The sequence below is a fragment of the Mesorhizobium sp. LSHC412B00 genome, assembly GCF_000503035.1.
Taxonomy (GTDB): domain Bacteria; phylum Pseudomonadota; class Alphaproteobacteria; order Rhizobiales; family Rhizobiaceae; genus Mesorhizobium.
In genome coordinates this window covers 16,201-40,969 of record NZ_AYWB01000014.1, presented here as the reverse complement: position 1 = coordinate 40,969, position 24,769 = coordinate 16,201, and the positions used below count along the sequence as shown (strand labels likewise).

General features: G+C 59.8%; 23 protein-coding genes and 1 pseudogene. 16 read left to right on the top strand and 8 right to left on the bottom strand.

The genetic code is table 11. The features are described 5' to 3' along the window. Window positions 1-207 precede the first annotated feature (207 nt). The 7 genes and pseudogenes from X757_RS143030 to hemP form a co-directional block, all read right to left on the bottom strand. Window positions 208-2,001, bottom strand: a complete 1,794-nt coding sequence (locus X757_RS143030) for a DUF262 domain-containing protein (RefSeq protein ID WP_050593962.1) — start codon at window positions 1,999-2,001, stop codon at window positions 208-210. Between the two features lie 606 nt (window positions 2,002-2,607). Further along, window positions 2,608-2,715, bottom strand: a pseudogene (locus X757_RS1000000168115) (ABC transporter permease); the annotation flags it as partial. Window positions 2,716-2,978: 263 nt separating this feature from the next. Next, window positions 2,979-3,593 (bottom strand): nitrogen fixation protein NifQ, encoded by a 615-nt coding sequence (locus X757_RS143040; protein WP_023727122.1) that lies wholly within the window; start codon window positions 3,591-3,593, stop codon window positions 2,979-2,981. A gap of 332 nt (window positions 3,594-3,925) precedes the next feature. Further along, entirely contained in the window at window positions 3,926-4,117 is a 192-nt protein-coding gene (locus X757_RS1000000166910) for a ferredoxin (RefSeq protein WP_081725572.1), read from the bottom strand. A 40-nt stretch (window positions 4,118-4,157) separates the two neighbouring features. Then, window positions 4,158-5,375: a cytochrome P450 gene (locus X757_RS143045; protein WP_023727121.1), complete on the bottom strand. Its 1,218-nt coding sequence runs from the start codon at window positions 5,373-5,375 to the stop codon at window positions 4,158-4,160. Between the two features lie 844 nt (window positions 5,376-6,219). Further along, on the bottom strand, window positions 6,220-7,311 hold the full coding sequence (locus X757_RS143050; RefSeq protein ID WP_023727120.1) for a hemin-degrading factor: 1,092 nt from the start codon (window positions 7,309-7,311) through the stop codon (window positions 6,220-6,222). A 30-nt stretch (window positions 7,312-7,341) separates the two neighbouring features. Then, entirely contained in the window at window positions 7,342-7,446 is a 105-nt protein-coding gene (hemP, locus tag X757_RS1000000168110) for a hemin uptake protein HemP (protein ID WP_023685012.1), read from the bottom strand. Between the two features lie 536 nt (window positions 7,447-7,982). On the opposite strand from hemP, the gene X757_RS143055 reads away from it, so the two are divergent. From X757_RS143055 to X757_RS143130, 16 genes are all read left to right on the top strand, one after another. Next, the gene (locus X757_RS143055) at window positions 7,983-8,303 is read left to right on the top strand and encodes an iron-sulfur cluster assembly accessory protein (RefSeq protein WP_023672207.1); all 321 of its coding nucleotides are present in this window, start codon (window positions 7,983-7,985) and stop codon (window positions 8,301-8,303) included. A 436-nt stretch (window positions 8,304-8,739) separates the two neighbouring features. Continuing rightward, window positions 8,740-9,906: a cysteine desulfurase NifS gene (nifS, locus tag X757_RS143060; RefSeq protein WP_023672209.1), complete on the top strand. Its 1,167-nt coding sequence runs from the start codon at window positions 8,740-8,742 to the stop codon at window positions 9,904-9,906. 25 nt (window positions 9,907-9,931) lie between these two features. Further along, window positions 9,932-11,140: a homocitrate synthase gene (nifV, locus tag X757_RS143065; protein WP_023727119.1), complete on the top strand. Its 1,209-nt coding sequence runs from the start codon at window positions 9,932-9,934 to the stop codon at window positions 11,138-11,140. Next, a complete protein-coding gene (nifW, locus tag X757_RS143070; RefSeq protein ID WP_023687348.1) occupies window positions 11,137-11,517 on the top strand; it encodes a nitrogenase stabilizing/protective protein NifW in 381 nt (126 codons plus the stop codon). The genes nifV and nifW overlap by 4 nt, the downstream gene beginning before the upstream one ends. A gap of 185 nt (window positions 11,518-11,702) precedes the next feature. After that, window positions 11,703-12,554, top strand: coding sequence for an electron transfer flavoprotein subunit beta/FixA family protein (locus X757_RS143075; protein ID WP_023727118.1), 852 nt, complete (start codon window positions 11,703-11,705; stop codon window positions 12,552-12,554). Window positions 12,555-12,571: 17 nt separating this feature from the next. Then, window positions 12,572-13,681 (top strand): electron transfer flavoprotein subunit alpha/FixB family protein, encoded by a 1,110-nt coding sequence (locus tag X757_RS143080; RefSeq protein ID WP_023685019.1) that lies wholly within the window; start codon window positions 12,572-12,574, stop codon window positions 13,679-13,681. A 10-nt stretch (window positions 13,682-13,691) separates the two neighbouring features. Further along, window positions 13,692-14,999, top strand: a complete 1,308-nt coding sequence (locus X757_RS143085) for an FAD-binding protein (protein WP_023727117.1) — start codon at window positions 13,692-13,694, stop codon at window positions 14,997-14,999. An 11-nt stretch (window positions 15,000-15,010) separates the two neighbouring features. Next, the gene (locus X757_RS143090) at window positions 15,011-15,310 is read left to right on the top strand and encodes a ferredoxin family protein (protein WP_023687351.1); all 300 of its coding nucleotides are present in this window, start codon (window positions 15,011-15,013) and stop codon (window positions 15,308-15,310) included. Between the two features lie 51 nt (window positions 15,311-15,361). Then, on the top strand, window positions 15,362-15,676 hold the full coding sequence (locus X757_RS143095) for a hypothetical protein (protein WP_023727116.1): 315 nt from the start codon (window positions 15,362-15,364) through the stop codon (window positions 15,674-15,676). Window positions 15,677-16,050: 374 nt separating this feature from the next. Continuing rightward, window positions 16,051-17,529: a nitrogenase cofactor biosynthesis protein NifB gene (gene nifB, locus X757_RS143100; RefSeq protein ID WP_023708818.1), complete on the top strand. Its 1,479-nt coding sequence runs from the start codon at window positions 16,051-16,053 to the stop codon at window positions 17,527-17,529. Between the two features lie 31 nt (window positions 17,530-17,560). Beyond that, on the top strand, window positions 17,561-17,755 hold the full coding sequence (locus X757_RS143105) for a 4Fe-4S dicluster domain-containing protein (RefSeq protein WP_023672218.1): 195 nt from the start codon (window positions 17,561-17,563) through the stop codon (window positions 17,753-17,755). Between the two features lie 98 nt (window positions 17,756-17,853). Next, window positions 17,854-18,174: a nitrogen fixation protein NifZ gene (locus X757_RS143110; protein ID WP_023672219.1), complete on the top strand. Its 321-nt coding sequence runs from the start codon at window positions 17,854-17,856 to the stop codon at window positions 18,172-18,174. Next, a complete protein-coding gene (gene nifT / locus X757_RS143115) occupies window positions 18,171-18,383 on the top strand; it encodes a putative nitrogen fixation protein NifT (protein ID WP_023672220.1) in 213 nt (70 codons plus the stop codon). Before X757_RS143110 ends, nifT begins: the two co-directional genes overlap by 4 nt. 32 nt (window positions 18,384-18,415) lie before the next feature. After that, window positions 18,416-19,309 carry an SIR2 family protein gene (locus X757_RS143120; RefSeq protein ID WP_023727115.1) on the top strand — a complete coding sequence of 298 codons (894 nt, stop codon included), beginning with the start codon at window positions 18,416-18,418 and terminating at the stop codon, window positions 19,307-19,309. Between the two features lie 85 nt (window positions 19,310-19,394). Next, window positions 19,395-21,263 carry an ABC transporter ATP-binding protein gene (locus X757_RS143125; protein WP_023727114.1) on the top strand — a complete coding sequence of 623 codons (1,869 nt, stop codon included), beginning with the start codon at window positions 19,395-19,397 and terminating at the stop codon, window positions 21,261-21,263. Next, on the top strand, window positions 21,263-23,155 hold the full coding sequence (locus X757_RS143130) for an ABC transporter ATP-binding protein (RefSeq protein ID WP_023727113.1): 1,893 nt from the start codon (window positions 21,263-21,265) through the stop codon (window positions 23,153-23,155). Before X757_RS143125 ends, X757_RS143130 begins: the two co-directional genes overlap by 1 nt. Before the next feature lie 555 nt (window positions 23,156-23,710). Here the strand turns inward: X757_RS143130 and X757_RS1000000166900 are convergent. After that, window positions 23,711-24,751 (bottom strand): LLM class flavin-dependent oxidoreductase, encoded by a 1,041-nt coding sequence (locus X757_RS1000000166900; protein ID WP_031194208.1) that lies wholly within the window; start codon window positions 24,749-24,751, stop codon window positions 23,711-23,713. Between the last annotated feature and the right edge of the window lie 18 nt (window positions 24,752-24,769).

The window sequence follows — 24,769 nt, the reverse complement described above, 5'->3', positions numbered from 1 at the left end:
AGCACCATAGCTGCATGCCGTTCTGCCAGTCTTGCCGCGAGGCGGGTGCCCTGACCGGAACATCTCATTTACCAGCCCCCAAGACGCCAGGGGAGCGGCGTACACCATGATCGCCAACGAAAGTCCGCCTATGGCTGACATCGCCAGAAGCGGCCATCTCAGCATACGCCAGGGAATGACCGAGATGGAACGCCCGGCTGAACAAATTCAAGGCCGTGGCCAGTATTGAACCGCCAACCCAGCTAGATCCACGGATCGAGCCTCGACCTGTTTGAACTTGAAGGCTGGCATGACCGCCAAATCTTGCGTGACAAGAATTGCGGACTGCTTGTAGGCCGACTTCTTCGCAATGAAGGGATTGTTGGAGGCACTGATGTTAAGCTCGCCTGCGAACAGTGTGAGGTTGCCGATTCTCGATACCAATCGGGGATGTAGAATGTTTGCCTTCTCCCCAAGGTAGGTGATCCAGTCGCCCCAATCCCTCTTCGATTTCGCCGTCGTTATCTTCTGCGGAATGATGTGCTCGACATGGACGTCTTCTGCACCGAGCACGGCCAGCTCGGTGTGCTTGCCATGGCGGCGAATTTCGATCTGTTCCAGGCAGTATCTTGCTCGATCGATGATGTTGGCAGAGTAATTCGCGCTGGCAAATTCCAATGCAAATTTGTCGTCCGATGGGCACGCGTCGCGATATGCCTTGCGGGTCGCCGAGATCGGGTCGGTTGGATCCACCTCACACAGCTTGGCGAACAAGGTCTCGGTCTCGTTCGCGCGTTCCCTGCATATATGCCGGCGCAATACGAAGCTTTCCGTGAGCTTCAGAATCTGGACGAATGTCTTGTCGTCGATGCCCCCGGCGCGCAGATGCATCAAGAAGCCGTAGGTCTGAGCGGACTTGATCATGCGCAGATTTCGCAGATGTCTGTCGATCTGCTTGCTGCCGGTGGCGCCGAGCACCAGTTCGCCGAATACTTTCGCGCTGGTCACGATCCGCTTGAGGAATGCAGCGAACGTGATCTGTTCCGCCGAGGTCTCTTCGATCTCGATGTCCTTTATGTCGACGCCATCATCGAGATTGTCATCTTCGATTTCCTCCTCGTCGGCGTAGAGGTGCCGATCTGGAAGCTGACGAGCCTCGACTACCTCATTCATGAACAGCGTCTTGAACTCCGGAATGACTTGGTTCTTCGTGATGCGCCGCTGTGTGGAGGCAATGAGGAAGTATCGGAAGAATGCATCCGTATCGGTGCCATCGAGGTGGGAAAGAAGCTTCGCCCATTCCTTCTTGGCACCCTCCAGCTGCTGCGGCCCGAACCTCGCGGCATTGCCCAACAGGAAATTCTTGACGATGTCGGTGGGGCTTAAGCGGAGCCCGCGGTTGTTGATCGTCTCGAAGAGCTTGAATGCGTCTTTGGCATCGCTCACGTCGAGCCGCACGATCAAAGCCTGATTCTGTAGTTTGAACGAGAATGCCACAAGGTCTTCCAGCGTCTTCTCCGAGAGCCAAGCCCTGATCGTCCCGAATGCGTTCGCTAGGCGTTGGTTCTGATAGGCGCCAAAGTCGATTTCTTCGCTGGCAGCTAGGCTCTTGAATTCATCGCTGTCCAGAGTGTTGAGCGCAATCTTCGAGCTGCTGTCCCCACCGGAATTCCGAGCTATCAGCAGCCGCGCAAGACTGCGCCATTGCTCCTCGTCATCGACTCCTTCTTCGACGAAGCGTTTCTTCAAGGATTCGAGCAAGATGCAGATCGTGGTCAGGCGCTGTTGCCCGTCCACCAGTTCCAAGGGGTTCATATTCGCGGAATGGCGCCCGGTCAGGCACACGATGCTGCCCAACAGATGAACATCGGACCCTTCGAGTAAATCGATGTCCTCGAGCAACTCCCAGATTTGTCGTTCGCGCCAGGAATATCGGCGTTGATAAGGCGGGATTACATATTGCTCGTTTGCCGTACCGAGCAACTGGCTGACTTTCAACGAGGTTGGCGAAATGTGCATCATTCGGCCCCTGGGGTCGAGTCGACGGAAAGGCGACTCTATATTGTTGATCCGGTGTACTTTTCTTGTCGCCGAAAGTCTACGTAGGGCCCGAGGATAGACCCGGCGGTCGGCACGCCGCAGGAGTAGGCCCAACACTGGAGACCCATGCCCTGGGATGCAGTCGCTGCGACGATCGCACCCAACCCGTGAATGCCTGCAGCTACAAGAAATGCCGTGTTCGCGAATTGGAAGCGGAACCGCATGGCCAGCTAAGAGCCATGGTAGCTGTTTCAACGCCATAGTCTAATAACCGAGGGTCCGCCTCCGCCCCGCTATGGTGTTTTGTGTGCGCTAACCGGATCGGCAGCTTTTGGAACTTTCAACAAGACTGGGCAACGACCGGAATGCTGCGCATAGCTGCCAATACGACACGTAGGGTTAAACGCCTTCGTGCTGACGTGAACGACCTGCGAGGTCGCGAGCGTTAGAAATTCGAAGCCTCCTGAATCTATCCTAAATCCGAATCTAGTGACTAATTTGTCCAACAAGCACGCGCAATTCGGGTTGAGGCGGGATCCAGAAAATTCGAAAAGCTTCCAGGAACCCTAGCGCGCGCCCTGCCGGAACCTGGCCGAGAATGATGGCGGAGCCGGCAGCAACGAAATTGATGGCGACGCCGGAGACAATCTGGCCGCCCCAATGGGTGATCGTGGCGAAACTGTGCACCAGCGCGAACAATGACGGCGGTGAACCGCGGCCGCCCATGCGCCGCAACCGCCAGGCAGGCGAGGAGCAACGACCCGGAGAACAGCAGTTGCTCGGCGGCGATGGTGCGGGTCGGGTCCTGCACGGCCATGATGGCAGCGCCCGCCGAAGCGAGCATCGCGATCAATCGGACAGCAGGCACAGCATTCAAATCCTCGAAGGCGTCCGTCGACATTCGACAAGAGATTGGCGCGGCGCGAGCGCCGGCGCTGTACGATTGACGAAAGCGGCTCTCAATCCGAGGCGACGCCGTTCTTGATCCGTGTGAGGCGGCTTTCGCCTTCCTCCGGGCCGAAGCAGCTTTCGAAATCATTGCAGTCCCGGCAACTGGGGGAGCTGCACAGCGAAAAGCCTTCGGCCTCGCAGAGCTTTCGGTAAAAGTATTTTTTCCATTTCATGTTTTGGGTGTTGCCGGCCGCCAGCGTCGGAAAATGCGAGGCGAGCAGGCGGCCGAGGTCGCTTCGACTAAAAAGGCCAAGGTCTTGCCAGAGGTGGTCATTGCGCATGGCACGCCGGGCGATGATCTTGGCGAAGCGGGCGCTTGCCTTGTCGTCGGGCCGGGCATGCGCCAGCAGCAGTCCGCGCAGAAGTTCTTCTTCCAGATCCGGCTCAGGCTCGCTCCCCTCTTCCAAGGCAAACGCGTTGATAGGAAAAGCAGGGAAACAGCGGGACAGGACATCGCGCAACTCGGCGCGCGAAAGTCCGGTTGCCTCCGTCGCCGTCGCCTCGCCGGCCTCGATCTCCTCGAGCGCACGTGAAAGCACACAGGCAAGCACATGCTGGTCGAACCTTCTCTCCAGCTGCGGCCATTGGCCGGTGCTGAGCCGGGCATAATGTTGGGCAAATATGGTGCGTTCTCCTGGTTTCGCCCTATCAAATCATGCAGAGACCCGGCATGCCGCAACATGGGTCGGGCAGTTCTTCGGTACGGCACTCCGGGTCGCCTCGCGTCGAGTAGTTCGGCAATTCTCGTCTGGTCCATCGGCTCTGGCGCAAATTCTGTGTTTCGAAGAGGTTCGCGAACCCCGGCCCTGCCGTTTGCGCCTCACGGGGAACACTGGCGCCGGAATTTGCCCCGCAGAGTTGGACGTGAACCGTGCGGGACAGAGGTCGCGTGCTGAGTGCGGCCACATGGTTCAAGCCGCCAGACTCACGGTTGAATGCTGTCTCATCCAGAGCGTCAGCGAGTGAGTTCCAGCGCACGTTCAGGACAGGATCGCGCGCCTCGTGATGCAGGCAGTTCCTCCCCTTCCGCAACTTCAATGTCACCAGGCAGGATGTAACCGTCATTATCGAGTTTAAAGATGTCCGGCGCTTGCGCCGCGCATCGCGCGTGGCCCTGGCATTTGGCCTTTTGGACGATGATGCGCATGGCGCTGCCTCCATTGTCTGTGCCCGGGCTCGGGGCGGGCCTAAGACCAGTCCAGGATCAAATTTTCGATCCCGAACACATGGCCGCCAGAAGTTATCGGCGCCGTACCCTGCTTGATCCTGAAAGCCGGGATGCGCGCCAGCCACTCCTCCAGGCCAATGACAATCTCGCGCCGGGCAAGGTGTGAGCCAAGGCAACGGTGGGGACCATAGCCAAACGCTGCGTGGCGGTTGTCCTCCCGCTCCAAATCAATCGTGTTGGGGCATTCGAATTCCGCCGGGTCACGATTGGCAATCATCGTGGCGCAGGAAACATAGTCCCCCTTCCGGATCGGCGCGCCTTCGAAGTCGATATCTTTCGTGGCCACGCGGATCAACTGAATGGGCGGATAGGCCCGCAGCAATTCTTCGGTTGCGAGCGGGATGCGGTCCGGTTCGCTCCGCAGCAATTGCTGATCTTTGAGGTTGCGTGCGAGGTACGCCAAGTCAAAGCCTATAGCTGCTGCGACCGTGTCGAGCCCAGCGACGAAGACAAGCACGCCGATGCCGCGGACTTGGGTGTCAGTCAGCCGGCGGCCCTCGACCTGTGCCTGCACTATAAAGGTCATGAAATCGTCAACCGCCTCATCGCGGCGCATGGCTGCAAGTTCGTCGATGAATGCCACGATCGTCCGGGCAGCCACAGGTCGTTCCTTATCGTCGCCGTGGAGCAGATCTTTCCCCCAGCCGACGAATGTATCGAGTCGGTCATCAGGCAACCCCAGAAAGCGAAGAAAGGTGCTCACCGCGAAAGGAAAGGCAAAATCCTTCATCACGTCGCAGCTTGTGCGCGACGCGGCGATCCTTTCGATCAGCTCGACCGCCCGTTCGCGGACAGCCGGTTCCAAAGCCAACACCCGCTTTGGCGAAAGCAGCGGATTAAGCAGTGAGCGAAAGACGCCATGGGCCGGTGGATCGAGCTCAAGCGGGATCGTCGGCCAGTTCTCACCCAGTATGGAGGAGAAGATGCTGCGATGGCTGGAAAAAGTCTCTGCGTCCTGCAGCACCTTCCGCTGGTCCGCGGCACGGGTGATGACCCAGGTACCCCGGCCATCTTGCGTGTTGTAGCGGGAGTAAAAGATCGGAGGCCCGTCATGTACGCAAGCGACAGCTGCGTGTGGATCCCCGTTGGGTGTTGGTGGCATCCCTGGCGATGTAAACAGGCTGAAGTCCCTCACCATTTCGGGCGGGACATGATCTGGAACGGGGTTGGTCGCCATTTTGTTTTCTCTACATTGGCGTTCATGGCTCAATTGAGATTGCACCGCTGTTCATAAAGTCGATTTCCAGCATGGGCACGTCTCTTGTCGGGCGCCTTCTAGATTCTGTCGCCTGATACAGCCCACCTGCACCAGCGCGGATGAGATGGGTTGCGAAGTCGATCAGAGGGGCATCTCCGCCGCGCTCCGGTCATGAAGCAAAGCGGCCGCTTCCCCGTTAGGGTTGAGAGACTGGTCAATCACCTCTGCCCTGCTGATCAAATTGTCGAAGCAAGTCGCGTGCCGGATAGGGTAGCCATGGCGGTGCACCAAGCAATGCCAGCCTGCGCTGGGTCTGCCGCTGATGATCACCTGTCCATCATTCTTATGACAACGTCCGACAACCGACATCCGTGGTCGGTTTTGTCGAGCCCGCGACATCGGGCTGTTCGGCTTGGCTGTTGCTGCACAGCCTGCCGGTCGACGAGCGAGTAGATCGCTCGCACGGCCCGGATTGAGCAACGACGGGATCCAGCGCAAGGATCGGGTGCGGTCCGAGAAGACCCGACGGCGCTTGCGCGAGACGATCGGAAATATCAAAAAGGTCAAGCCGCGCTTCGGTTCGGCGCTGATGGCGTATGCGTTTTATCGCTCGCAGGCGCTGCAAGGCTTTTCCGGCAGACGGCGATGCACTCGTGCGCACCGGTGCCGACCGGCGACCAGCTTGACTGTATAGATGCGGTCCATTCCGGCGTGCATCACCTGACCATGCGCATGCGCTACGACGGCATCCTTTCCGCTCATGGACCTAGATTTGCTCGCGAGCCGCTGTCGGAACGTGGTGCTGAGTCCTATCGCGGCCAATTCAATCCGAGGACCTGTCGGCAGTCAACACACCCCTGGAGGTCGGACCGGGAACGCGTGGCAGACTCTCGGCCAGAAACCGCCAGTCGCTGCCCTCGCGTTCGCCTTCCTTGCGCGTGCCGAAGAACTGGATGATCATCTTGCCGTCCGCGCCATAGGCTTCAATGGACGTAACGTGACCATCCCTCGTCGGCTTGCGCACGGCCCAGACCTCGCGGATGCGATGGGTCCTAAGATGCAGATGGAAGGTCTCTTCGAGCACATTGATCCGCGGCCCGATCTGCTTGACCGACCTGATCGGGCCGGAATGGATCTGAATGCAACCACGATTGCCGACAAAGCACATGATCGGCATCTCGTCTTCGGCCGCCTGTTGGAACAGGGCGCCAATGGCATCATTGTCGAGTAGCCAGGCGTCATCCTCGTCGGCCATACGCATCGCCTGGCAGCGGCTGAGCTTCAGTGTCTTCAACATATGGTAGAACTGATGCACGTCGCTTAGCCGGCCCCAGTGCTCGCGTAGGTCGTCGACCGTGGTGGCGTGGTCTGGACTCACTGCGTTATCGCGCGCCCCGCTCGCCTCGAGCGATATGATCGGCTCCTGGTCGGGGGATACAAGCTCTGCCGTCAGATCCTGATAGGCCTGCAGGTTCGAGGCGGGCGTGAGATGAGCTTTGTGCATCGCCTCGCCGGTGGCATCAAAGAATTGCAGGCTGCGGCGGATCTCGGCCCCCTCGCGCTTCTCGACGGCGAAGCCATACGCCCACGCTTTCGGGAAGATGCGCAGGTCGATCTCGTCGCCGAGCAGTATGGCATGCTGGTTGCCGGTGACCACTTTGCCGTAGACGGCAATCTTTTGGTGCACGGCACTTTCGTTGCTGGTGACCGCCATCACCTCGCCGACCGCTTCGAGGCCGGTCAGCAGATCATCGACGCGCGGCTCGATGCGCACCGCGCCGTGACCACAATGCGCCGCGACCAACTCGGCTTCCGAAATGCCCAATCGAGCGGCGAGATCATGCTCCCGGATCTTCGGATTGTCTTTGCACGCCCGCCGGATTTCGTCGGGCGACGGTTTCTCGCGTTGGTCCATGCTTACCCCTGTTTCTACGACGTGTGAGGATCATCTGCCCTGCCCGGGAATCTTCAGCCGATAAGGCGCGCCGAAATGCTCGATCCTGATCTGCTGCTGGCCCATGAACAAGGTGTCGCTGGACAGCGTGCGCACGGCGTCGCACCGATGCGAAAACCGGCGAGCAGCCACATGCCGATGGCATCCCATCGAGCCGGTCGGCGGCTACTGGGCGGTAGTGAGCCAGTATGGATGTTGTCGCAATCGGCCAAGCGGGCATTCGGATGCCACGAGCGGCGCTGCTTTGCCAACAACGCGTATCTGACCACGGTCCTGACATGTTACTCCCTTGCTTCGCCCCATCCATCGCGATGGCACCCACGGCATGGTTGTGGATCGGCATGCTCTTGCCGTCTCGCCAAACGGAGCTTCAAAAACCGTGCCAATTGCGCCGAGGCAAGCTCAGAAGAAGTTCTGTCCTTGGTGATGTGAGTTCACCCAAGAACTCAGGCCAACATCCCTCGTGCCGGACCCGACAAACCCGACAGCACGTGTCGATTGGCCGACACCTTATCAGCAATCAAGAGGCACCAGTGCGAGAGATGCCGCGCTGTGTTGAAACGTTTTTTGGCTTTGGCACGGTGCATGCAACGTGATGGGCAAGCAGGTCGCGGACTGAGGAGAATGGAGCCATGATTACGCTCACCGACAACGCTGTTGCCGCCTTCAAGACTGCTCTTTGCCGTGCCAGCGAGCCGGCGGAAGGCTTTCGCATTATGGTCGAGGCCGGCGGCTGCGCAGGCTTCAAATACTTAATGGGCCTGGAGAGCGTGTCGCGCGAGGGCGACGCGATCACTGACACAGATGGGGTCAAGCTGTTCGTGGACGCGGGCTCCCAACCCCATGTAGCCGGCATGACCGTCGACTTCCTCACCGGGCTCCAATCTTCCGGTTTTGTCTTCGATAACCCCAATGCGCGCGAAAAGTGCGGCTGCGGCAAGTCCTTCAGTTAAGCGCCCGAAGCGCCTGTGCGGCCGACAGAGTGATTTTGCGGCAGAGGAGACTTATATGGCCGGCACAACAGATGTCCCCGTCCTAAAAAACAAGACAAGGTCAAAGCCGATCTCGGGACCGCCATTCGCTCCCAGTAGGATTCAAAGAACGTCGCCTCCCGAAGCAGCTCGGTTCCTGGTGGCACCCGAGCTGCTTGCGGACAAATCGCGCCGCTGCGCCAAATTCGGCTCATCGGTAGCGTTATCGCGTTCGGGCGTCCTTACCTGCCGGCTGACCTACGGCCACTGCGAACATGTACATATCGACGGAGACCCGGTTTACGTCAAACACTCCGGGCGCCTGCGCGCACTGCCAGTTCAAATGATCATCAACGGCATGCGCCAGAGGCTCAACGAGTCGGTCTCGCGTCATTCTGTTTAACTGAGGATCGCACCTATGAAGCCTGTCTACCTCGACAACAACGCAACCACACGGGTCGATCCTGAGGTCGTGCAAGCGATGTTGCCGTTCTTTAGGGATCAATTCGGCAACCCTTCGTCGGCACACGCTCTTGGCGCCTCAGTCAGTGCGGCGGTGAGAAAGGCGCGGAGGCAGTTGCAAGCTCTGATCGGCGCGGAGTTCGAGGATGAGATCACTTTCACCTCGGGTGGGACAGAAAGCGACAATGCAGCGCTTCTTTCAGCGCTCGAGGCGGCGCCCAACCGAACCGAGATCGTGACGTCCGCGGTCGAGCATCCCGCCGTGCTGACGCTCTGCGAGCATCTTGAGAAGACCCGCCGCCTCAAGGTGCACAGGATCCCGGTGGATTGCCGTGGTCGGCTCGATCTCGACGCCTATATGGCCGCCCTCACCCCACAGGTTGCAATCGTGTCAATAATGTGGGCGAACAACGAGACTGGTGTGATCTTCCCCGTGGCAAGGCTTTCCGAGTTGGCCAAGGAAGTGGGCGCCCTATTCCATACCGATGCTGTGCAGGCGGTCGGCAAGCTTCCGATGGACCTGAAGTCGACCGCAATCGACATGCTGTCGCTCTCCGGCCACAAGCTGCACGGGCCGAAAGGGATCGGTGCGCTTTTCGTAAAACGTGGCGTCGATTTCCATTCGCTGATCAAGGGGGGTCACCAAGAGCACAACCGGCGTGCTGGAACCGAGAATACGCCCGGCATAGCCGGGCTCGGCACGGCGGCCGAACTCGCCTTGAAATTCATGGACGACGAGACCACACGGGTAAAGTCGCTCCGCGATCGCCTGGAGGGCGGGATCCTCCAGCGCATCCCAAGCACCTGTGTCACTGGTGATCCCTTGCAACGGTTGCCCAACACCGCAAACATCTCCTTCGAACATGTCGAAAGTGATGGAATTCCACTTCTCCTCAGCCGCATTGGCATCGCGTGTTCCTCTGGCTCGGCCTGCACCTCCGGCTCTCTGGAACCAAGCCATGTCCTAAGCGCGATGAAAACGCCACACGCGGCAGTCCGCTTCTCCTTGGCGCGGGACAACAGCGAAGAGGACATCGACCGGGTGCTCGAGGTCATGCCGGGAATCGTGGGGAAGCTGCGCAGCTTTTCCGGTTCTGGGCCGGGTAGTCCGGTCTATGCGTGAGCCGCAGAAGAACAGGCTGCCTGTCATGACCGGTCATGTCTCCCTCAACGATACGACCTTGCGCGATGGCGAGCAGGCGCCGGGCGTCGCCTTCACCACGACGGAAAAGCTGGAGATCGCTGAGTCTCTTGCGGCGGCTGGCGTGACAGAGATCGAGATCGGCACGCCGGTCATGGGCGTCGACGAGATGGAAACAATTCGCGCCGTGGTAGCGCGGCGTCTTCCGGTTCGGCTCATGGCCTGGTGCCGGATGACGTCGTTGGATCTCGATGCAGCGATCGAGAGCGGCGTCCAAGCGGTCAATTTGTCGCTGCCTGCGTCGGACATCCAACTTGCCGCCAAGCTCGGCCTCGACAAGGCGGGAGCGCTCCAGGTCATCGATCATATGGTCAGGCGCGCCGCCGATGCCGGCTTCTTCGTCGCGGTGGGCTGCGAGGATGCCTCGCGGGCCAATCGGGATCATCTCGCCCGCGTCATCGAGACGGCCGCACGCGCCGGCGCAAGCCGCGTGAGGCTGGCCGACACAGTCGGTGTTCTCGACCCGTTTTCGACCTTCGAACTTGTCGCCCAGCTCGTGGTGCAGTCTCCAATCGACCTTGAATTTCATGCGCACAACGATCTCGGACTTGCTGGCGCCAACACGCTGGCGGCGATCCGCGCAGGCGCGCGCCATGCCTCCGTCACCGTCCTGGGGCTCGGCGAGCGTGCGGGCAATGCCGCGCTGGAGGAGGTGGCCGCCGCAATGGCAGTCTTCGACGGCGCAGACACCGGCATTGAGCTGACCGCATTGCCCGGCCTCGCCGCCCAGGTGGCTTGGGCCGCCCGCCGGCAGACCGCAGCCACTAAGCCGGTCGTCGGCGCCGATGTTTTCACCCACGAATCCGGCATTCACGTCGCAGGGCTGCTGAAGGACTCGCGTACTTATCAGGGGCTCGATCCGACTCTCGTGGGCCGCTGCCGGCGGATCGTCATCGGCAAGCATTCCGGCGCGACTGCGATTGCCCATGTGCTGAGCGAAAGCGGTCGCGATCTCGACCCGGATCTGGCAGCCGCGATGGTGGCCCGCGTCCGACGCGAGGCGGCCGAGACCAAATCGACCGTAACTGCAACTCGACTGGTCGAGCTCTACGATGGAATGTGCAGCGAGGCATCCCTCATCGAGCTGTGCGGGTCCAAGTCAGCCGTGCGCGAGCGCACAGAGGCCACAGTTTTGCGACCAGGAAGAATGCAATGAATTGTTCCGCTGACAGCCGCCCCATGGATGTCACCGACATCCTCGCACGACTGAAGCGCTTGTCGGCTGCAGAGGAATTCTTCTCAGTCCTAGGCGTCGCCTATGACCCGAAGGTACTGAATGTCTCGCGGCTCCATATCATGAAGCGTGTGGGCCAATACCTCGCCGAAGAAGATTTCTCCGGTCTGCCCGACCAGGTGATTGCCGCGAGGGTGCGCGCGACGCTCGAACGCGCTTACGAGGACTTTGCGATTTCCTCGCCGCTCACGCATCGGATTTTCAAGGTGCTCAAGGACCACGATCCGAACAAACCTGCCGCGCCGGGTCACACCTTTGTTCCGTTCGACTCGGTACTGAAGCGGTTCGGACGGGAATGATCGGCGACAAGGGTGCGACGCGACAATGTCGAGCAGCCGCCAAATGCGGTCATCACCACAGCGCCGTCAGAAGCAACCAGCCGAAGTTGTAGGAAAGGGGGAGCGCAAGAGACTTGGCACGAATAATGCGGACAAAGGAGATAACCGCAATGCCGGACCCGGACAGGAGCCTAGAGAAACCGCCAATGCACATTGTAATCTGCATCAAGCAGGTGCCGGACTCGACACAGATAAGGGTCCATCCGGTCACGAACACGATCATGCGCCAGGGTGTTCCGACCATCATCAACCCTTACGACCTGTTCGCCCTCGAAGAAGCGCTCAGACTGCGCGACGCACATGGCGGCGAAGTCACTGTGCTCACCATGGGTCCGCCCATGGCAGAGGACGCGCTGCGCAAGGCGCTCGGTTACGGCGCCGACCGAGCGGTGCTCTTGACCGACCGCTATTTTGCCGGCTCCGACACGCTGGCAACCTCGTTCGCCCTTTCCCAGGCAATCGCGAAGATTGGCGAGACGTTCGGCACGCCAGACCTCGTCTTCACCGGCAAGCAGACGATCGATGGCGACACCGCCCAGGTCGGGCCCGGCATCGCCAAGCGCCTCGGACTCCTGCAACTGACCTATGTCGCGAAGATCCCTTCTGTCGACCTTGCTGCACGCGAGATCAAGGTCGAGCGCCGTTCCGAAGGCGGCACACAGATGCTGAAGAGCAGGCTCCCTTGCCTCATCACCATGCTGGAAGGCACAAACGAGATCCGCCGGGGCTCGATCCAGGACGCCTTGTGCGCCGCGCGCAGCCAGGTCTTGAAATGGAGCGCGGCCGACGCCGGCATTGAGGATCTCACCAAATGCGGCCTGCGCGGTTCACCGACGGTCGTCAAACGTGTTTTCGCCCCTCCTGCTCGAGCTGAAAAGGCGGCACAAATCGACACCGCCGAGAAGGCCTTGCGCGATGTCGCTGACGAACTCATCACCGCAATCTTCACCCGCCAGCCGGCGCTGGAACATGAGCTCGCCTTTAACGGCGGCGCGTGACGGCAAGGAGCAAAACGATGTCGACCGCGAACGGAGAAACCCCTCGCCCTGCCGCCGGCCGCGCCGGCATAAAGAAGGAATTGCCCGCCCATTTCAAGGACTATCGGCACGTTTGGGTTTTCATCGAGCTCGAACGTGGCGAGGTCCATCCGGTATCATTCGAACTGCTCGGCGAAGGCCGCAACTTAGCAGACAAGCTTCAGGTCCAGCTTGCAGGTGTCGTGCTTGGACCGCCGGGAGAGGCCGTGGGGAACGCCGTTGCCGAAGCATTCGCGTATGGCGCTGACCTTGTCTACATCGCCGAGGCGCCCCTGCTCGCCGACTATCGGAATGAACCTTTCACCAAGGCGTTGACGGATCTGGTCGATACCCACAAACCCGAAATCCTTCTTCTCGGTGCCACCACACTGGGCAGGGATCTTGCCGGCTCCGTGGCGACGACCTTGCAGACGGGGCTCACGGCCGACTGCACCGAACTCGATGTAGATACCGACAGTTCGCTCGCCGCCACGCGTCCGACTTTCGGCGGTTCCTTGTTGTGCACGATCTATACGCTCAATTTCCGCCCGCAGATGGCGACCGTGCGGCCGAGGGTCATGCCCATGCCGCAGCGGACGGATAAACCGGTCGGGCGTGTCATCCGGCACAAGCTTTCGCTTGCCGAGGACGAGATCGCTACCAAAGTCCTCGGCTTCCTGCCGGACAATCAGTCGGCGAAGGCAAACCTTGCCTATGCCGACGTCGTGGTTGCGGGAGGCCTTGGTCTTGGCGCGGCGGAGAACCTGCAGCTTGTGAAGAACCTCGCACGAGCAATCGGCGCCGAGCACGGCTGTTCGCGTCCGTTAGTCCAGAAGAGCTGGATGCCAGCTGATCGGCAGATCGGCCAAACTGGCAAGACGATCCGGCCGAAGCTTTACATAGCGGCCGGGATTTCCGGCGCCGTCCAGCATCGGGTTGGCGTGGAGGGGGCGGATCTCATCGTGGCCATCAACACCGACCCGAACGCGCCGATTTTCGATTTCGCTCACCTCGGAATCGTCACCGACGCGATCCGCTTCCTGCCCGCACTGACGGAAGCCTTCACCCGGCGGCTGTCGCCCCACAGTCGCGATAAGCTTTCGAGCTAAGGGGATGGACATGATCGAGGAAAACTTCGACGCCATTGTTGTTGGGGCAGGCATGTCCGGAAACGCAGCTGCTTACACCATGGCCAGCCATGGCCTGAAGGTGCTGCAGTTGGAGCGGGGTGAATACCCGGGCTCCAAGAATGTCCAGGGTGCCATCATGTACGCGAACATGCTGGAGAAGATCATCCCGGATTTCCGGGATGATGCGCCTCTCGAGCGGCATTTGGTTGAACAGCGGCTTTGGGTGATGGACGACACATCCCATACCGGGATTCACTATAGGTCGGACGACTTCAATGAGGCGAAGCCCAACCGATACACGATCATCCGTGCCCAGTTCGATAAATGGTTTTCGCGTAAGGTGCGCGCGGCCGGCGCGACCGTTCTGTGCGAGACGACCGTGACGGAACTCATCCGTGATGCCAAGGACAGGGTGATCGGCGTCCGCACAGACCGGGCGGGCGGGGCCATCTACGCGGACGTGGTCGTTCTCGCAGAAGGTGTCTGCGGACTGCTTGGCACTCGAGCCGGCCTGCGCGAGATGCCAAAGCCGCAAGTCGTGGCCCTCGCCGTCAAGGAAATGCATTTCTTGCCCGAAGAGGTCATTGAGCAGCGGTTCGGCGTAAAGGGCGATGAGGGCTGCGTGATCGAGGCGGTGGGCACGACCTCCCGCAGCATGGCCGGGCTCGGCTTCCTCTATACCAACAAGGAGTCCATCTCACTGGGCATTGGCTGCCTCGTCTCCGATTTTGCCGCGATGGTCGAGAGCCCCTACGTTCTCCTTGATGCCTTGAAGAGCCATCCTTCGATCCGGCCGCTGATCGCCGGCTCGGAAGTGAAAGAATATTCCGCACACCTCATTCCCGAAGGCGGCTACAAGGCTATTCCGCAGCTCTTTGGCGATGGTTGGGTCGTGGTCGGCGATGCCGCGCAACTGAACAACGCGATTCACCGCGAGGGTTCAAACCTCGCCATGACCTCCGGCCGCATTGCGGCTGAGGCAATCGTCGAGGTCAAGAGCCGCAACGGTCCGATGAACAAACGGAATCTCGCCCTTTACAAAGCCATGCTGGACAAGTCCTTCGTGGTCAAGGACCTGAGGAAATACAAAGACATGCCGGCCTTGCTCCACACCAATTCATGCAATTATTTCACGACTTATCCGCGGTTGATGTCGCAAGCTGCGCAGAACTTCATGCGTGTCGACGGCACGCCGAAGATCGAGAAGGAAAAGGTGACCACGGCGGCCTTCATCAAGGCGCGCTCGCGCTGGGGGCTGGTCAGCGACGCGGTCCGCCTTGCATTGGCGTGGCGCTGAGGGGAGACGATATGACCAGCGCAGCGACGAAGTCACGTGTCGAGGACAAGCTTTACCAGAACCGCTACTTGGTGGATTCCGGCCGCCCGCACATCAAAGTGCGACCGCACCAGAAGCCGAGCGCGAATTTGCTTGCGCTGACCCACGTCTGCCCGGCGAAATGTTATGAGTTGAACGACAAGGGTCAAGTGGAGATCACTGCCGACGGCTGCATGGAGTGCGGCACCTGCCGGATTTTGTGCGAGACGAGTGGTGAGATCGAGTGGAACTATCCACGCGGCGGTTTCGGAATCCTCTTTAAATTCGGATGACCGGCGCACGCATGCCCTAAGCAGATACCGCGCTCAGGGACTCTACGATATGTGAAGGTGCTGACCGCGCCAAGCGAGCTGGAGATTACGCTCGCCATACGCTGGGCAATTGTCGTGAACGTCCTGCCCACGTTTCTGCAGACGGGTGATGGAGAAGTCGTCGTCTGGACGCTGAAGGAGAGCCGGAGATTGCCGCCACTGCCGGCAACACCCACGCACCTCAATCAGGCACTCGCCGCCTCATACCACAGGCTGTACCAGATCGAGCGGATTGCGGCTGCCGGCCAGTCGCATTGGCGCCTCCGCAGCAAGGTATCTCCCCTTACGGCCGGCGTCCGAACCATGCCGCTTGTCGCCCGCATCTGACGGAACGCTAGTGGCTGATCGACGCGATTGACAAGGCCGGTTGGGTTTTGCCAGGGCGGCTCGTAATCCTGGCCTCACGCCCTGGATAATCGGCTACGCCCTGCGCCGGCATGGTATCAAGGTTAAGAAATTCGGGACGTCGTGATGACGTCAAGCGTAAGCAGCCCGGAGTGGTCTCGCTCACACTCTGCGCGCCCGAGGCTGCTAGCCTCGCGACCCTATTTGCCTGTCCACTGTCGTAAGCCCGACAGGTGTGTCGGAGCAATCCGAAGGAATGTGACACGGGAAGCCTATTCAATGAACCGAAACAGCTCTTTGGGCTGGCATAGCTCTTGCGCTTTGAACTGCGACATCACGCAGCAACGGAGCCGTTCATGTCTGCACCGGCAATTTCGCTTGAGAGCCTCAGCACGACATTCGGTGACCAGTTGCTTGGCACCATGAAACTCGGGGGCTGCGCGTCTTCGTCCTGCGGCTCGTCGACAAAGCCCGACGACACGGATCCGGCTGTCTGGGAGAAGATCAAGGATCACCCCTGCTTTTCAGAAGAGGCGCATCACTATTTCGCGCGTATGCACGTCGCGGTCGCGCCGGGCTGCAACATCCAGTGCAACTACTGCAATCGCAAATATGACTGCGCCAACGAAAGCCGGCCCGGGGTGGCCTCTGAAAAGCTGACGCCCGATCAGGCTCTACGCAAGGTGATCGCGGTCGCCAATGAGGTGCCGCAGCTTTCCGTGCTCGGCATCGCCGGACCGGGCGACGCCTGCTACGACTGGAAGAAGACGAAGGCGACCTTCGCCAGGGTCGCCAGGGAAATCCCAGACATCAAGTTTTGCATATCCACGAATGGGCTGGCGCTGCCCGACCATGTCGATGAGCTTGCTGACATGAATGTCGATCACGTGACGATCACGATCAACATGGTCGACCCTGAGGTCGGTGCAAAGATCTATCCTTGGATCTTTCACGATCATCGCCGCTACGTCGGCATTGAAGCCACCCGGATCCTGCACCAGCGGCAGATGTTGGGCCTGGAGATGCTGACCGCGCGGGGCATCCTCACCAAAATCAACTCGGTGGTGATCCCGGGCGTGAATGATGAGCATCTGATCGAGGTGAATAGATGGATTAAGGAGCGAGGCGCGTTCCTGCACAACCTTATGCCGCTGATTTCGGACCCGGCCCACGGCACGCACTACGGTCTGAGCGGGCAGCGCGGCCCAAACGCAATGGAGATGAAGGCTCTTCAGGATCGTGTCGAAAACGGCGCCCAGTTGATGCGCCACTGCCGGCAGTGCCGGGCAGATGCCGTGGGCCTGCTCGGAGAAGATCGTGGCCAGGAATTCACAGTCGACCGGATTCCCGGCGAGGTCACCTACGATGCCAGCAAACGCAAGGCCTATCGGGAGCTGGTCGCGGAGGAGCGCCGTGATCACGTCGAGGCTAGGAGAGAAGCGATCGGATTGGTCAAGGCAGCGAGCCCCGGCAAGTCCCTTCTCTTCGCGGTGGCGACCAAGGGCGGCGGCCGCGTCAATGAGCATTTCGGCCATGCGAAGGAATTCCAGGTTTATCAAGCCTCGCTGAAAGGGATCAGCTTCGTCGGGCATCGGAAGGTGGACAAGTATTGCCTTGGCGGCTGGGGCGCAGAAGCCGCCCTCGATGGCGTCATCGCAGCGCTTCAAGGCATAGATATCGTGCTGTGCGCCAAGATTGGAAATTGCCCGCAGGATCAGCTCGCGGAGGCTGGAATCAGAGCCACCGACGCCTGTGCCCATGACTATATCGAGACAGCAATCAGCGCGATTTACATCGCCGCATCTGGGACCCCCACACTCGCGGCGACGGCCTGAGCTGTCTCATTCATTCGGACCAGGAGTTAAAATGGCTTTCAAGATCATCGCATCCCAATGCACCCAATGCGGCGCCTGCGAATTCGAATGTCCTTCCGGCGCGATCAAGTTCAAAGGCGAGAGCTACGTGATCGAGTCACAGAAGTGCACCGAATGCGAGGGGGTCTTCGATGCGCAGCAATGTGCCTCGGTATGTCCGGTGCCGAAGACCTGCGTTCCTGCGTAACGGACATTGGACTGCCGACATGGTTGGGGGCTGCCTACGCAGGACGCCTGGAACGCCTTGTTCGCAATCTCAGCCGCAAGAGAAATCAGGGAACGGACATGTCGCTCGGACGCGAAGAGGAGATCGAAATCCGCAGGCCTCCACGATTCATGCCGGGAGAGCGGGTACGTGCCACTCGCCACATAAAGAATGACGGCACCTATCCTGGCAGGGAGATCGGCGAAAATCTCGTGCGGAAGGGGGACGAGGGATATGTGCGCGACATTGGCACCTTTCTCCAGCAGTTCTTCATCTATGCGGTCGAGTGGATCGACCGTGGCACCGTAGTCGGTATGCGAGCGCGTGAACTGATGAGCCTCGACGAGGCCGAGGCGCCCTGCAGTGCTGAAAGCAATACCAATGAAGGGACGGCCAGATGAAAGTCATGATCCGCAGGACCGATGCTGGTTTGTCAGCGTATGTCCCCAAAAAGGACCTCGAAGAGCCGATCATCAAACTCGAGAAGGAAGAGTTGTGGGGCGGAACGGTCACGCTCAGGAACGGGTGGCGGCTCCTCCTACCCGATCTCCCACACGATACGCGTCTGCCGATCACCGTCGAGGCAAGGAAGATTTCCGAAGAGGGCTGATGCTGCCCCTAGGTGCGTCGCGAGGAAACGAGATGAACACGATCCTGACATCGGGCCACCTCGTCATTGTGCGGGACAGTTTTGCTGAAAAGCTGCTTGACCTGGCGAAGGAAGCGCTCGCCGCCGATGAGGTGATCCCCTATCTCGGTCCGGGTCTTCTTGAGTTGAACTGTGTGGAACCGCCTGTGCCGCATACCCCGGAGGTTGTTGCCGCGGCACTCAATGCACGGGCTCCAGCCCCTTCCAGGATCCGCACCAATATGTGGTCGGTTGCACAGTTCATCGAACAGCGCCGGCATCGCCGGACGCTTCAAGCTTGGATGACCGACATATTCGCAGCGCCGGTGGGGCCGACCCCCTTCCACGCCTGGCTCGCAAGGCTGCCACTCTCCCTCATCATCGACAGCTGGTATGACAGCGCGGTGCGCACGGCTCTGGTAGAGACCGGCCGAACGGACGTCGTTGAGATACAAGGCGTCACGCGCGCGAATGAAATCGGCAACATTTGGACGAAAACCTACGATTTGTCCGGGAGGGAGCTCGACCCCCGATTGGGGGCCAAGACGGTTCTCTATTCACCTCACGGGAGTATTAAGCCCGCGCAAAACTTTCTCGTCGCAGATTCCGACTACGTCGAAGTCCTGTCCGAAATTGATATCCAGACACCGATCCCAGACGCTGTGAAGGAACGGCGCATCACCCGTGGATTTTTCTTCGTTGGCTGCCGCTTCAACGATCAGATGCTGCGCACCTACGCCAGACAGATCATGAAGCGCTCCCGCGGTCCCTATTGCACCGTAATGGACGCGGAAACCCTGACCAGAAACGAAGCGCGTTTTCTTGCGGCAAGCGGAATCACGGTGATCGACATGCCACTAAGTCAAGCGGCGGCTCGGCTTGTGGGAACGGGCACGGCTGCAGGTTGAGGACGGGATTAACAATGGCGGATGCCTTTGATGATGTCTGCTTCGGCTTTCCTCGAAGGCGCAAAATGCAGTCGGGAATACACCCGTGAACAGTGAAGCTGTCAGCGGCGCAACGAACGCACTGAATTCGTTGGCCCATGTTGAAGCGGCGCGCTGGGGCCGGGATTTGAGTACGCTGTTGCGCATCACGCGTATGAATCTGCGCCATCCGTGGCAGGTTGCCCTCGCTATGGGCTCGACGATCATGGCGGCAATCCTCCAGTTGCTCATTCCCCAGCTTCTCGGCCGGGCTGTCGACCAGACCCAGACAGCTATCGGGGGCGGTGTCGCGGGGGCTGCGGCAGGACAAGCGCTCTGGGCCCCGGCTCTCCTGCTGCTCGCCGTCAGCGCGCTACGCGGCGTTTTCACGATGGCGCAGAACTATTTTGCCGAAGCCGTCGGGCATCATGTCGCGTACGAATTGCGGCTCGCCTACTACGACAAGATCCAGCGTCTCAGCTTTTCCTTTCACGACCGGGCCCATTCAGGCGATCTGATAACCGCCGGAATGCTCGATCTCGAAGGCGTGCGGATGTATTTTTCCACCGGGCTCATGCGGGTGCTCCTGCTGACGATGCTGATCGGGATTGGCGCTTACATGATGATCTCGACCGATCCCGTGCTCGGCTTGGCCGCGCTCAGCTTCGTGCCTTTTGTCGCTTGGCGCTCATCGACCACACAGCTTAAGCTGCGCGCCACCTGGCTCGACCTCTATGAGCGCCTTTCGGTACTAAGCCGCGTGATGAAGGAAAATCTCGCAGGTATCCGTGTGGTCCGAGCTTTTGCGGCTCAATCCTATGAGATGCTGAAGTTCGACGGCGCTTCCAAGAACGCGCTCGACCTCGCCAACGATCTCGTTGACATCTACGTACCCAACACGTCGGCGATGACCTTGTCCTACTTTTTCGCAATGGGATTGGTGCTTGGGATCGGTGGCAACAAGCTCGTCGCTGGCGAGATCAGCGTCGGAACCATGGCGACCTTCCTGACCTTCATGACCATGCTGCAAATGCCAGTCCGCCAGATCGGTCTCATGGTCAATGCGTTTGCCCGCGCTTCTAGCTGCGGTTCGCGGCTTTTCGGTCTCCTCGATCAGGAGATCACCATCAGGGATGCTCTCGAGGCCAGACCGCTTGAGATAAGTGACGGCACTCTGCGCTTCCACAATGTCTCATTTGCCTACCCCAACGCCGAAAACCGCGCCATTCTGAAGAACCTCAGCTTTGAGGCCCGGAGAGGCGAGACGATCGCGATCGTCGGTCCGCCGGGTTCCGGCAAATCGACGATGGCTCATCTGGTCCCCCGCTTTTACGACGTGACCGGTGGCGCCATCACGTTGGACGGCCAGGACATACGCAATGTCACCCTCGAGAGCCTTCGCAAGGCGGTCGCGGTTGTACAGCAGGATGCGTTCCTATTCACCACAACGATCGAGAACAACATCGCTTATGGCGATCCCTGGGCGAAGAGACAGCGAATTGAACGCGCTGGAGAATTCGCCCAGCTCCACGACTACATCCTCGGGCTCCCGGCAGGGTATGAGACGGTCGTGGGCGAACGCGGCGTTTCTCTCTCTGGCGGCCAGCGCCAGCGTCTCACGATTGCTCGCACCATGATGCTGCGCCCCTCCGTCATCATTTTCGACGACTCGATGGCCGCGATCGATGCCGGCACCGAGCTGCGCATTCGCGCGGCGATGCGGCGCTTCGCAAAGGATCGGGTGACGATCATCATCGCGCACCGGCTGAGTGCGCTTAAGCATGCCGATCAAATCCTTTTTGTCGATAACGGCGAAATCGTAGAACGCGGCACGCATGAAGAGCTTCTGGCGAAGCGGGGACGCTACAGGGCCCTTTACGATCTCCAGACGTGCCCGGGTGATAGCATTATTAGCCAGGATGGGGGCGCCCGCTGATGGACCAGGGCCGCGGCGAACTCGAAGCCGAACCTGACGACGGGAGACGCCCTCCGCGCGCGGTCGTCGGCTCGCACCGGATCGAGGAGGAGATGTTCGGCCGGGCTTTCGACAAGAGCATCCTCCGTCGCATCTGGGGCTTCGTCCATCCCTACCGGGCAAAGGTAGTTGTCACGATTGTCGCGATGCTGATCTTCACCGGGACGCAGCTTCTCATCCCCTTGATCATCCGCTACGCGATCGACCTCGGCATGAACCCGGCAAGGCCCGATCGCTCAGCCCAGCTTGCGGCCGTCGGCGCGTTCCTTTCGGCGATTTTGGTCAATTTCGCCGCCGGCTACATGCAGGAAGCCTTGGATGGGAAAATGGCCGAAACTGTCCTGTTCGACATCCGCCGCGCCATGTTTGGCCATCTGCAAAAGGTTTCGCTCTCTTTCATGGACAAGACCGAGGTCGGACGCCTGATGTCGCGCCTGCAAGGCGACGTTAACTCCATACAGGAGTTCCTGGAAACCTCGGTATATTCCCTAGGCGATGTTGCGCTTCTCTTCGGCATCGTTTTCGTAATGCTGTGGCTCGACTTTCGCCTCGGCCTCCTGACGCTATCGGTTCTGCCGATCCTGGTGATCGTCCGCATTGTCTGGTTGCCGCGTGCCCGCGACGCCTTCATGGCTGCACACGAAACCAATTCCGTCGTCAATGGCGCGCTGGCCGAAGCCATTCACGGCGTGCGGACCATACAGTCAATGGACCGCCAGCAGGTGAATTTCAGTCTTTTTGACGATCGGGCCCATGCCAACCTCAGGACCCACCTGATCGCTGCCAGATATGCACTGGTCATGGTGCCCATCGTCGATGGCATCACCGGCCTCGCCTTGGCCGCCGTTATTGTGGTCGGCGGCTCGATGGTCATGAATAGCCGTATAGATGTGGGCGTGTTGGTAGCCTACCTATTTTACATCCAGCGCTTCTTTGACCCGATCCGCTCACTCACCCTGCAATATTCGGTCATGCAGCGCGCCATGGCCTCAGGCAAGCGCCTGACGGATGTGCTCGACGTCAAGATCGATGTTAAGGACAAACCCAATGCCGAGGTGCTTTCGCCCGAAATGGACGGCTCGGTCGAGTTTAGGGACGTCACCTTCGGCTACGATCCGAACCGTTCGGTTCTGAAAAATGTCTCGTTCAAGGTCAATCCGGGCGAGACGGTCGCACTAGTCGGACCGAGCGGTTCTGGCAAATCGAGTGCGATGGCCCTGGTCCACCGCTTCTATGATGTTCAGCAGGGTCAGGTGCTGGTCGGCGGACATGATGTACGCGACCTCACCCAGGAATCGCTCGGCCGCCAGGTCGCCATGGTGCTGCAGGAGCCATTCCTGTTCACCGGGACGGTCTTCGAGAACATTCGATACCAGAAGACGGAAGCCACGCGCGACAAGGTGATCGAGGCGGCCAAGGCTGTCGGCGCGCATGACTTCGTCATGAGCCTCGCCGACGGGTATGAGACCCAACTTGGCGAACGCGGCGACAACTTATCTCTCGGCCAGCGCCAGCTTATCAGTTTCGCCCGCGCCCTCGTCGCTGACGCCAAGATCCTCGTGCTCGACGAAGCTACCGCCAATATCGACAGCTACACGGAATTGCAGATTCAGAAGGCTCTGATCAAGCTGCTTGAAGGGCGGACTGGCCTCGTCATCGCCCACCGTCTCGCCACGGTCCGGGGGGCCGACCGCATCATCGTGCTTCAGAATGGCCAAGTTATTGCGACTGGCAACCACGATGAGTTAATAGCCATGGGCGGCCTGTATTCCAAACTCTACTATCTCAACTACGCCTCCTTCGACGACCTTCCCGAACACGATACCACCGTCCAAGCTGGCTCTCAGACCTGACATCTTGGCGGCCTTGTGGTAGTGGCGTTGACTTTCGGGCGTGTCGGCAGACCACTCAGGCCACCGCATCCGGCCAGCAGCCAGCATTCAAGAACGAGCACTCCTCGCAATTCGTGAAGACCGGCTGCGAACGATTTCCTCCAGCATCGTATCCGACCGCGGTGCACCACCATCATCGGGCGAGCTCGCTGGAGGTGTTGGCTGGGCGTCGCAAAGCCGCTCGCGAGCGCGCCCTCAATAGCGCCGTAGCGAGTGACGGCTTTGCCACCGACGGGCCGCTGATGAAGCTGGATTAGTGGGCGCCGCACCGACGCCGCCCCGGGCGAGAAGAACCTCCTGCGGCTGGCTATGGGCAACGACTAGCGCCAGCGCGACGAGCAGACGCGTGCCGGCATCGTGACGCGCTCGGCTACCCTCTCCTTAGGATCGTGCATGTTCACACGATGGCCCAGACGCCAGCCAACGCACAAAGCTGGTATTCTGTGCCGCCTGCTCGTCGTCAGTTTGGCCTCCTCCCGATTGCCCACCCCACCACGTGCAAGCTCGAGCACATGGTCAGCCAAGTCGAGCCATGATTTCGGATTGAATGGTCCTCGCGGTGTAAAGGGAAGCATCTAGCGGCAGATTTCCAAATGCCATTTGACAAAGCAGGTAGTTGGCACCTGCCTCTTCCAACTGATCTAGCAGAGCTTTTCGCACAGACTCTGCTGATCCTACCACGCACAATTCACTCTCGACTGCCGCATCGAAGGTTAGCGGCAAGTTTGGTGGAGTGGGGATAGCGTTAAGCTCGTAAAGGAATTGGAAGCTCTTGAGCCAGCGTGCGTAAGCAGGTGCCGCGAGCGAATAGGCATGTGTGTCACAACGCCCAATCACGACCATGCGGAGCAATCCGACAAATCTCCCTTGATCCCCCCCGCCTGCGTTGTCCTCTCGATAGGCGCGGAACGCATCAGTAGTTTTGCGAACAGAAGAGGAAGGTCCTACACACGCGATATTTGTTCCATTCGCAGCGGCCCAAGCTGTGGACTCGGGTCGATTGGCAGCGACCCATGTGGGCGGATGTGGACGCTGATGAGGTCTTAGCGTCAAAGGAACGTCATTGAGATCAAAATGGCGGCCTTGATAGCATAGCGTGCCGACCTCCCTCGAATTCACAAGTATTTGCATAAGAATTTCGCTGGCTTCGGCATAACGGCCCGGCACCGCGTCCGCACCAATCCCGAAGTAGCCCAATTCGGTCGGGAGAGCACCGCGCCCTATGCCCAGTTCGAGCCTGCCACCGCTCAACTGGTCCAGCATACAGATCTCTTCGAACGCACGCAGCGGATGATAAAGCGCAAGCAGCATCACCAAGGGTCCGAGACGCAAGCGCCGGGTGCGCTGGGCGACGCTCGATAAGAACAGATTCGGCGATGGACCTCTCCCATGGGGAGTACAGTGGTGTTCTGCGAGATGATAGGCATAGAACCCTAGCTGATCGCACGCCTCTGCTAATATCAGGCGATCTTCGTACTGCCGGCCTATATCGCGGCCATCCTCATCCAAATGATCGAAGATGCCGAAAGCCAGGTTTGAAGGAAAGACGTTTGTCACTCTTTAAGTCCCCGATTT

Coding starts and splice junctions, on each gene's coding strand:
- X757_RS143050 (WP_023727120.1), bottom strand. CDS start 7,311: ATGGACCAACGCGAGAAACCGTCGCCCGACGAAATCCGGCGGGCGTGC.
- X757_RS143055 (WP_023672207.1), top strand. CDS start 7,983: ATGATTACGCTCACCGACAACGCTGTTGCCGCCTTCAAGACTGCTCTT.
- X757_RS143130 (WP_023727113.1), top strand. CDS start 21,263: ATGGACCAGGGCCGCGGCGAACTCGAAGCCGAACCTGACGACGGGAGA.
- X757_RS143080 (WP_023685019.1), top strand. CDS start 12,572: ATGTCGACCGCGAACGGAGAAACCCCTCGCCCTGCCGCCGGCCGCGCC.
- X757_RS143110 (WP_023672219.1), top strand. CDS start 17,854: ATGTCGCTCGGACGCGAAGAGGAGATCGAAATCCGCAGGCCTCCACGA.
- X757_RS143045 (WP_023727121.1), bottom strand. CDS start 5,375: ATGGCGACCAACCCCGTTCCAGATCATGTCCCGCCCGAAATGGTGAGG.
- nifB (WP_023708818.1), top strand. CDS start 16,051: ATGTCTGCACCGGCAATTTCGCTTGAGAGCCTCAGCACGACATTCGGT.
- X757_RS1000000166910 (WP_081725572.1), bottom strand. CDS start 4,117: ATGCGCATCATCGTCCAAAAGGCCAAATGCCAGGGCCACGCGCGATGC.
- nifW (WP_023687348.1), top strand. CDS start 11,137: ATGAATTGTTCCGCTGACAGCCGCCCCATGGATGTCACCGACATCCTC.
- X757_RS143090 (WP_023687351.1), top strand. CDS start 15,011: ATGACCAGCGCAGCGACGAAGTCACGTGTCGAGGACAAGCTTTACCAG.
- X757_RS143030 (WP_050593962.1), bottom strand. CDS start 2,001: ATGATGCACATTTCGCCAACCTCGTTGAAAGTCAGCCAGTTGCTCGGT.
- nifT (WP_023672220.1), top strand. CDS start 18,171: ATGAAAGTCATGATCCGCAGGACCGATGCTGGTTTGTCAGCGTATGTC.
- X757_RS143085 (WP_023727117.1), top strand. CDS start 13,692: ATGATCGAGGAAAACTTCGACGCCATTGTTGTTGGGGCAGGCATGTCC.
- X757_RS143105 (WP_023672218.1), top strand. CDS start 17,561: ATGGCTTTCAAGATCATCGCATCCCAATGCACCCAATGCGGCGCCTGC.
- X757_RS143075 (WP_023727118.1), top strand. CDS start 11,703: ATGCACATTGTAATCTGCATCAAGCAGGTGCCGGACTCGACACAGATA.
- nifS (WP_023672209.1), top strand. CDS start 8,740: ATGAAGCCTGTCTACCTCGACAACAACGCAACCACACGGGTCGATCCT.
- nifV (WP_023727119.1), top strand. CDS start 9,932: ATGACCGGTCATGTCTCCCTCAACGATACGACCTTGCGCGATGGCGAG.
- X757_RS143120 (WP_023727115.1), top strand. CDS start 18,416: ATGAACACGATCCTGACATCGGGCCACCTCGTCATTGTGCGGGACAGT.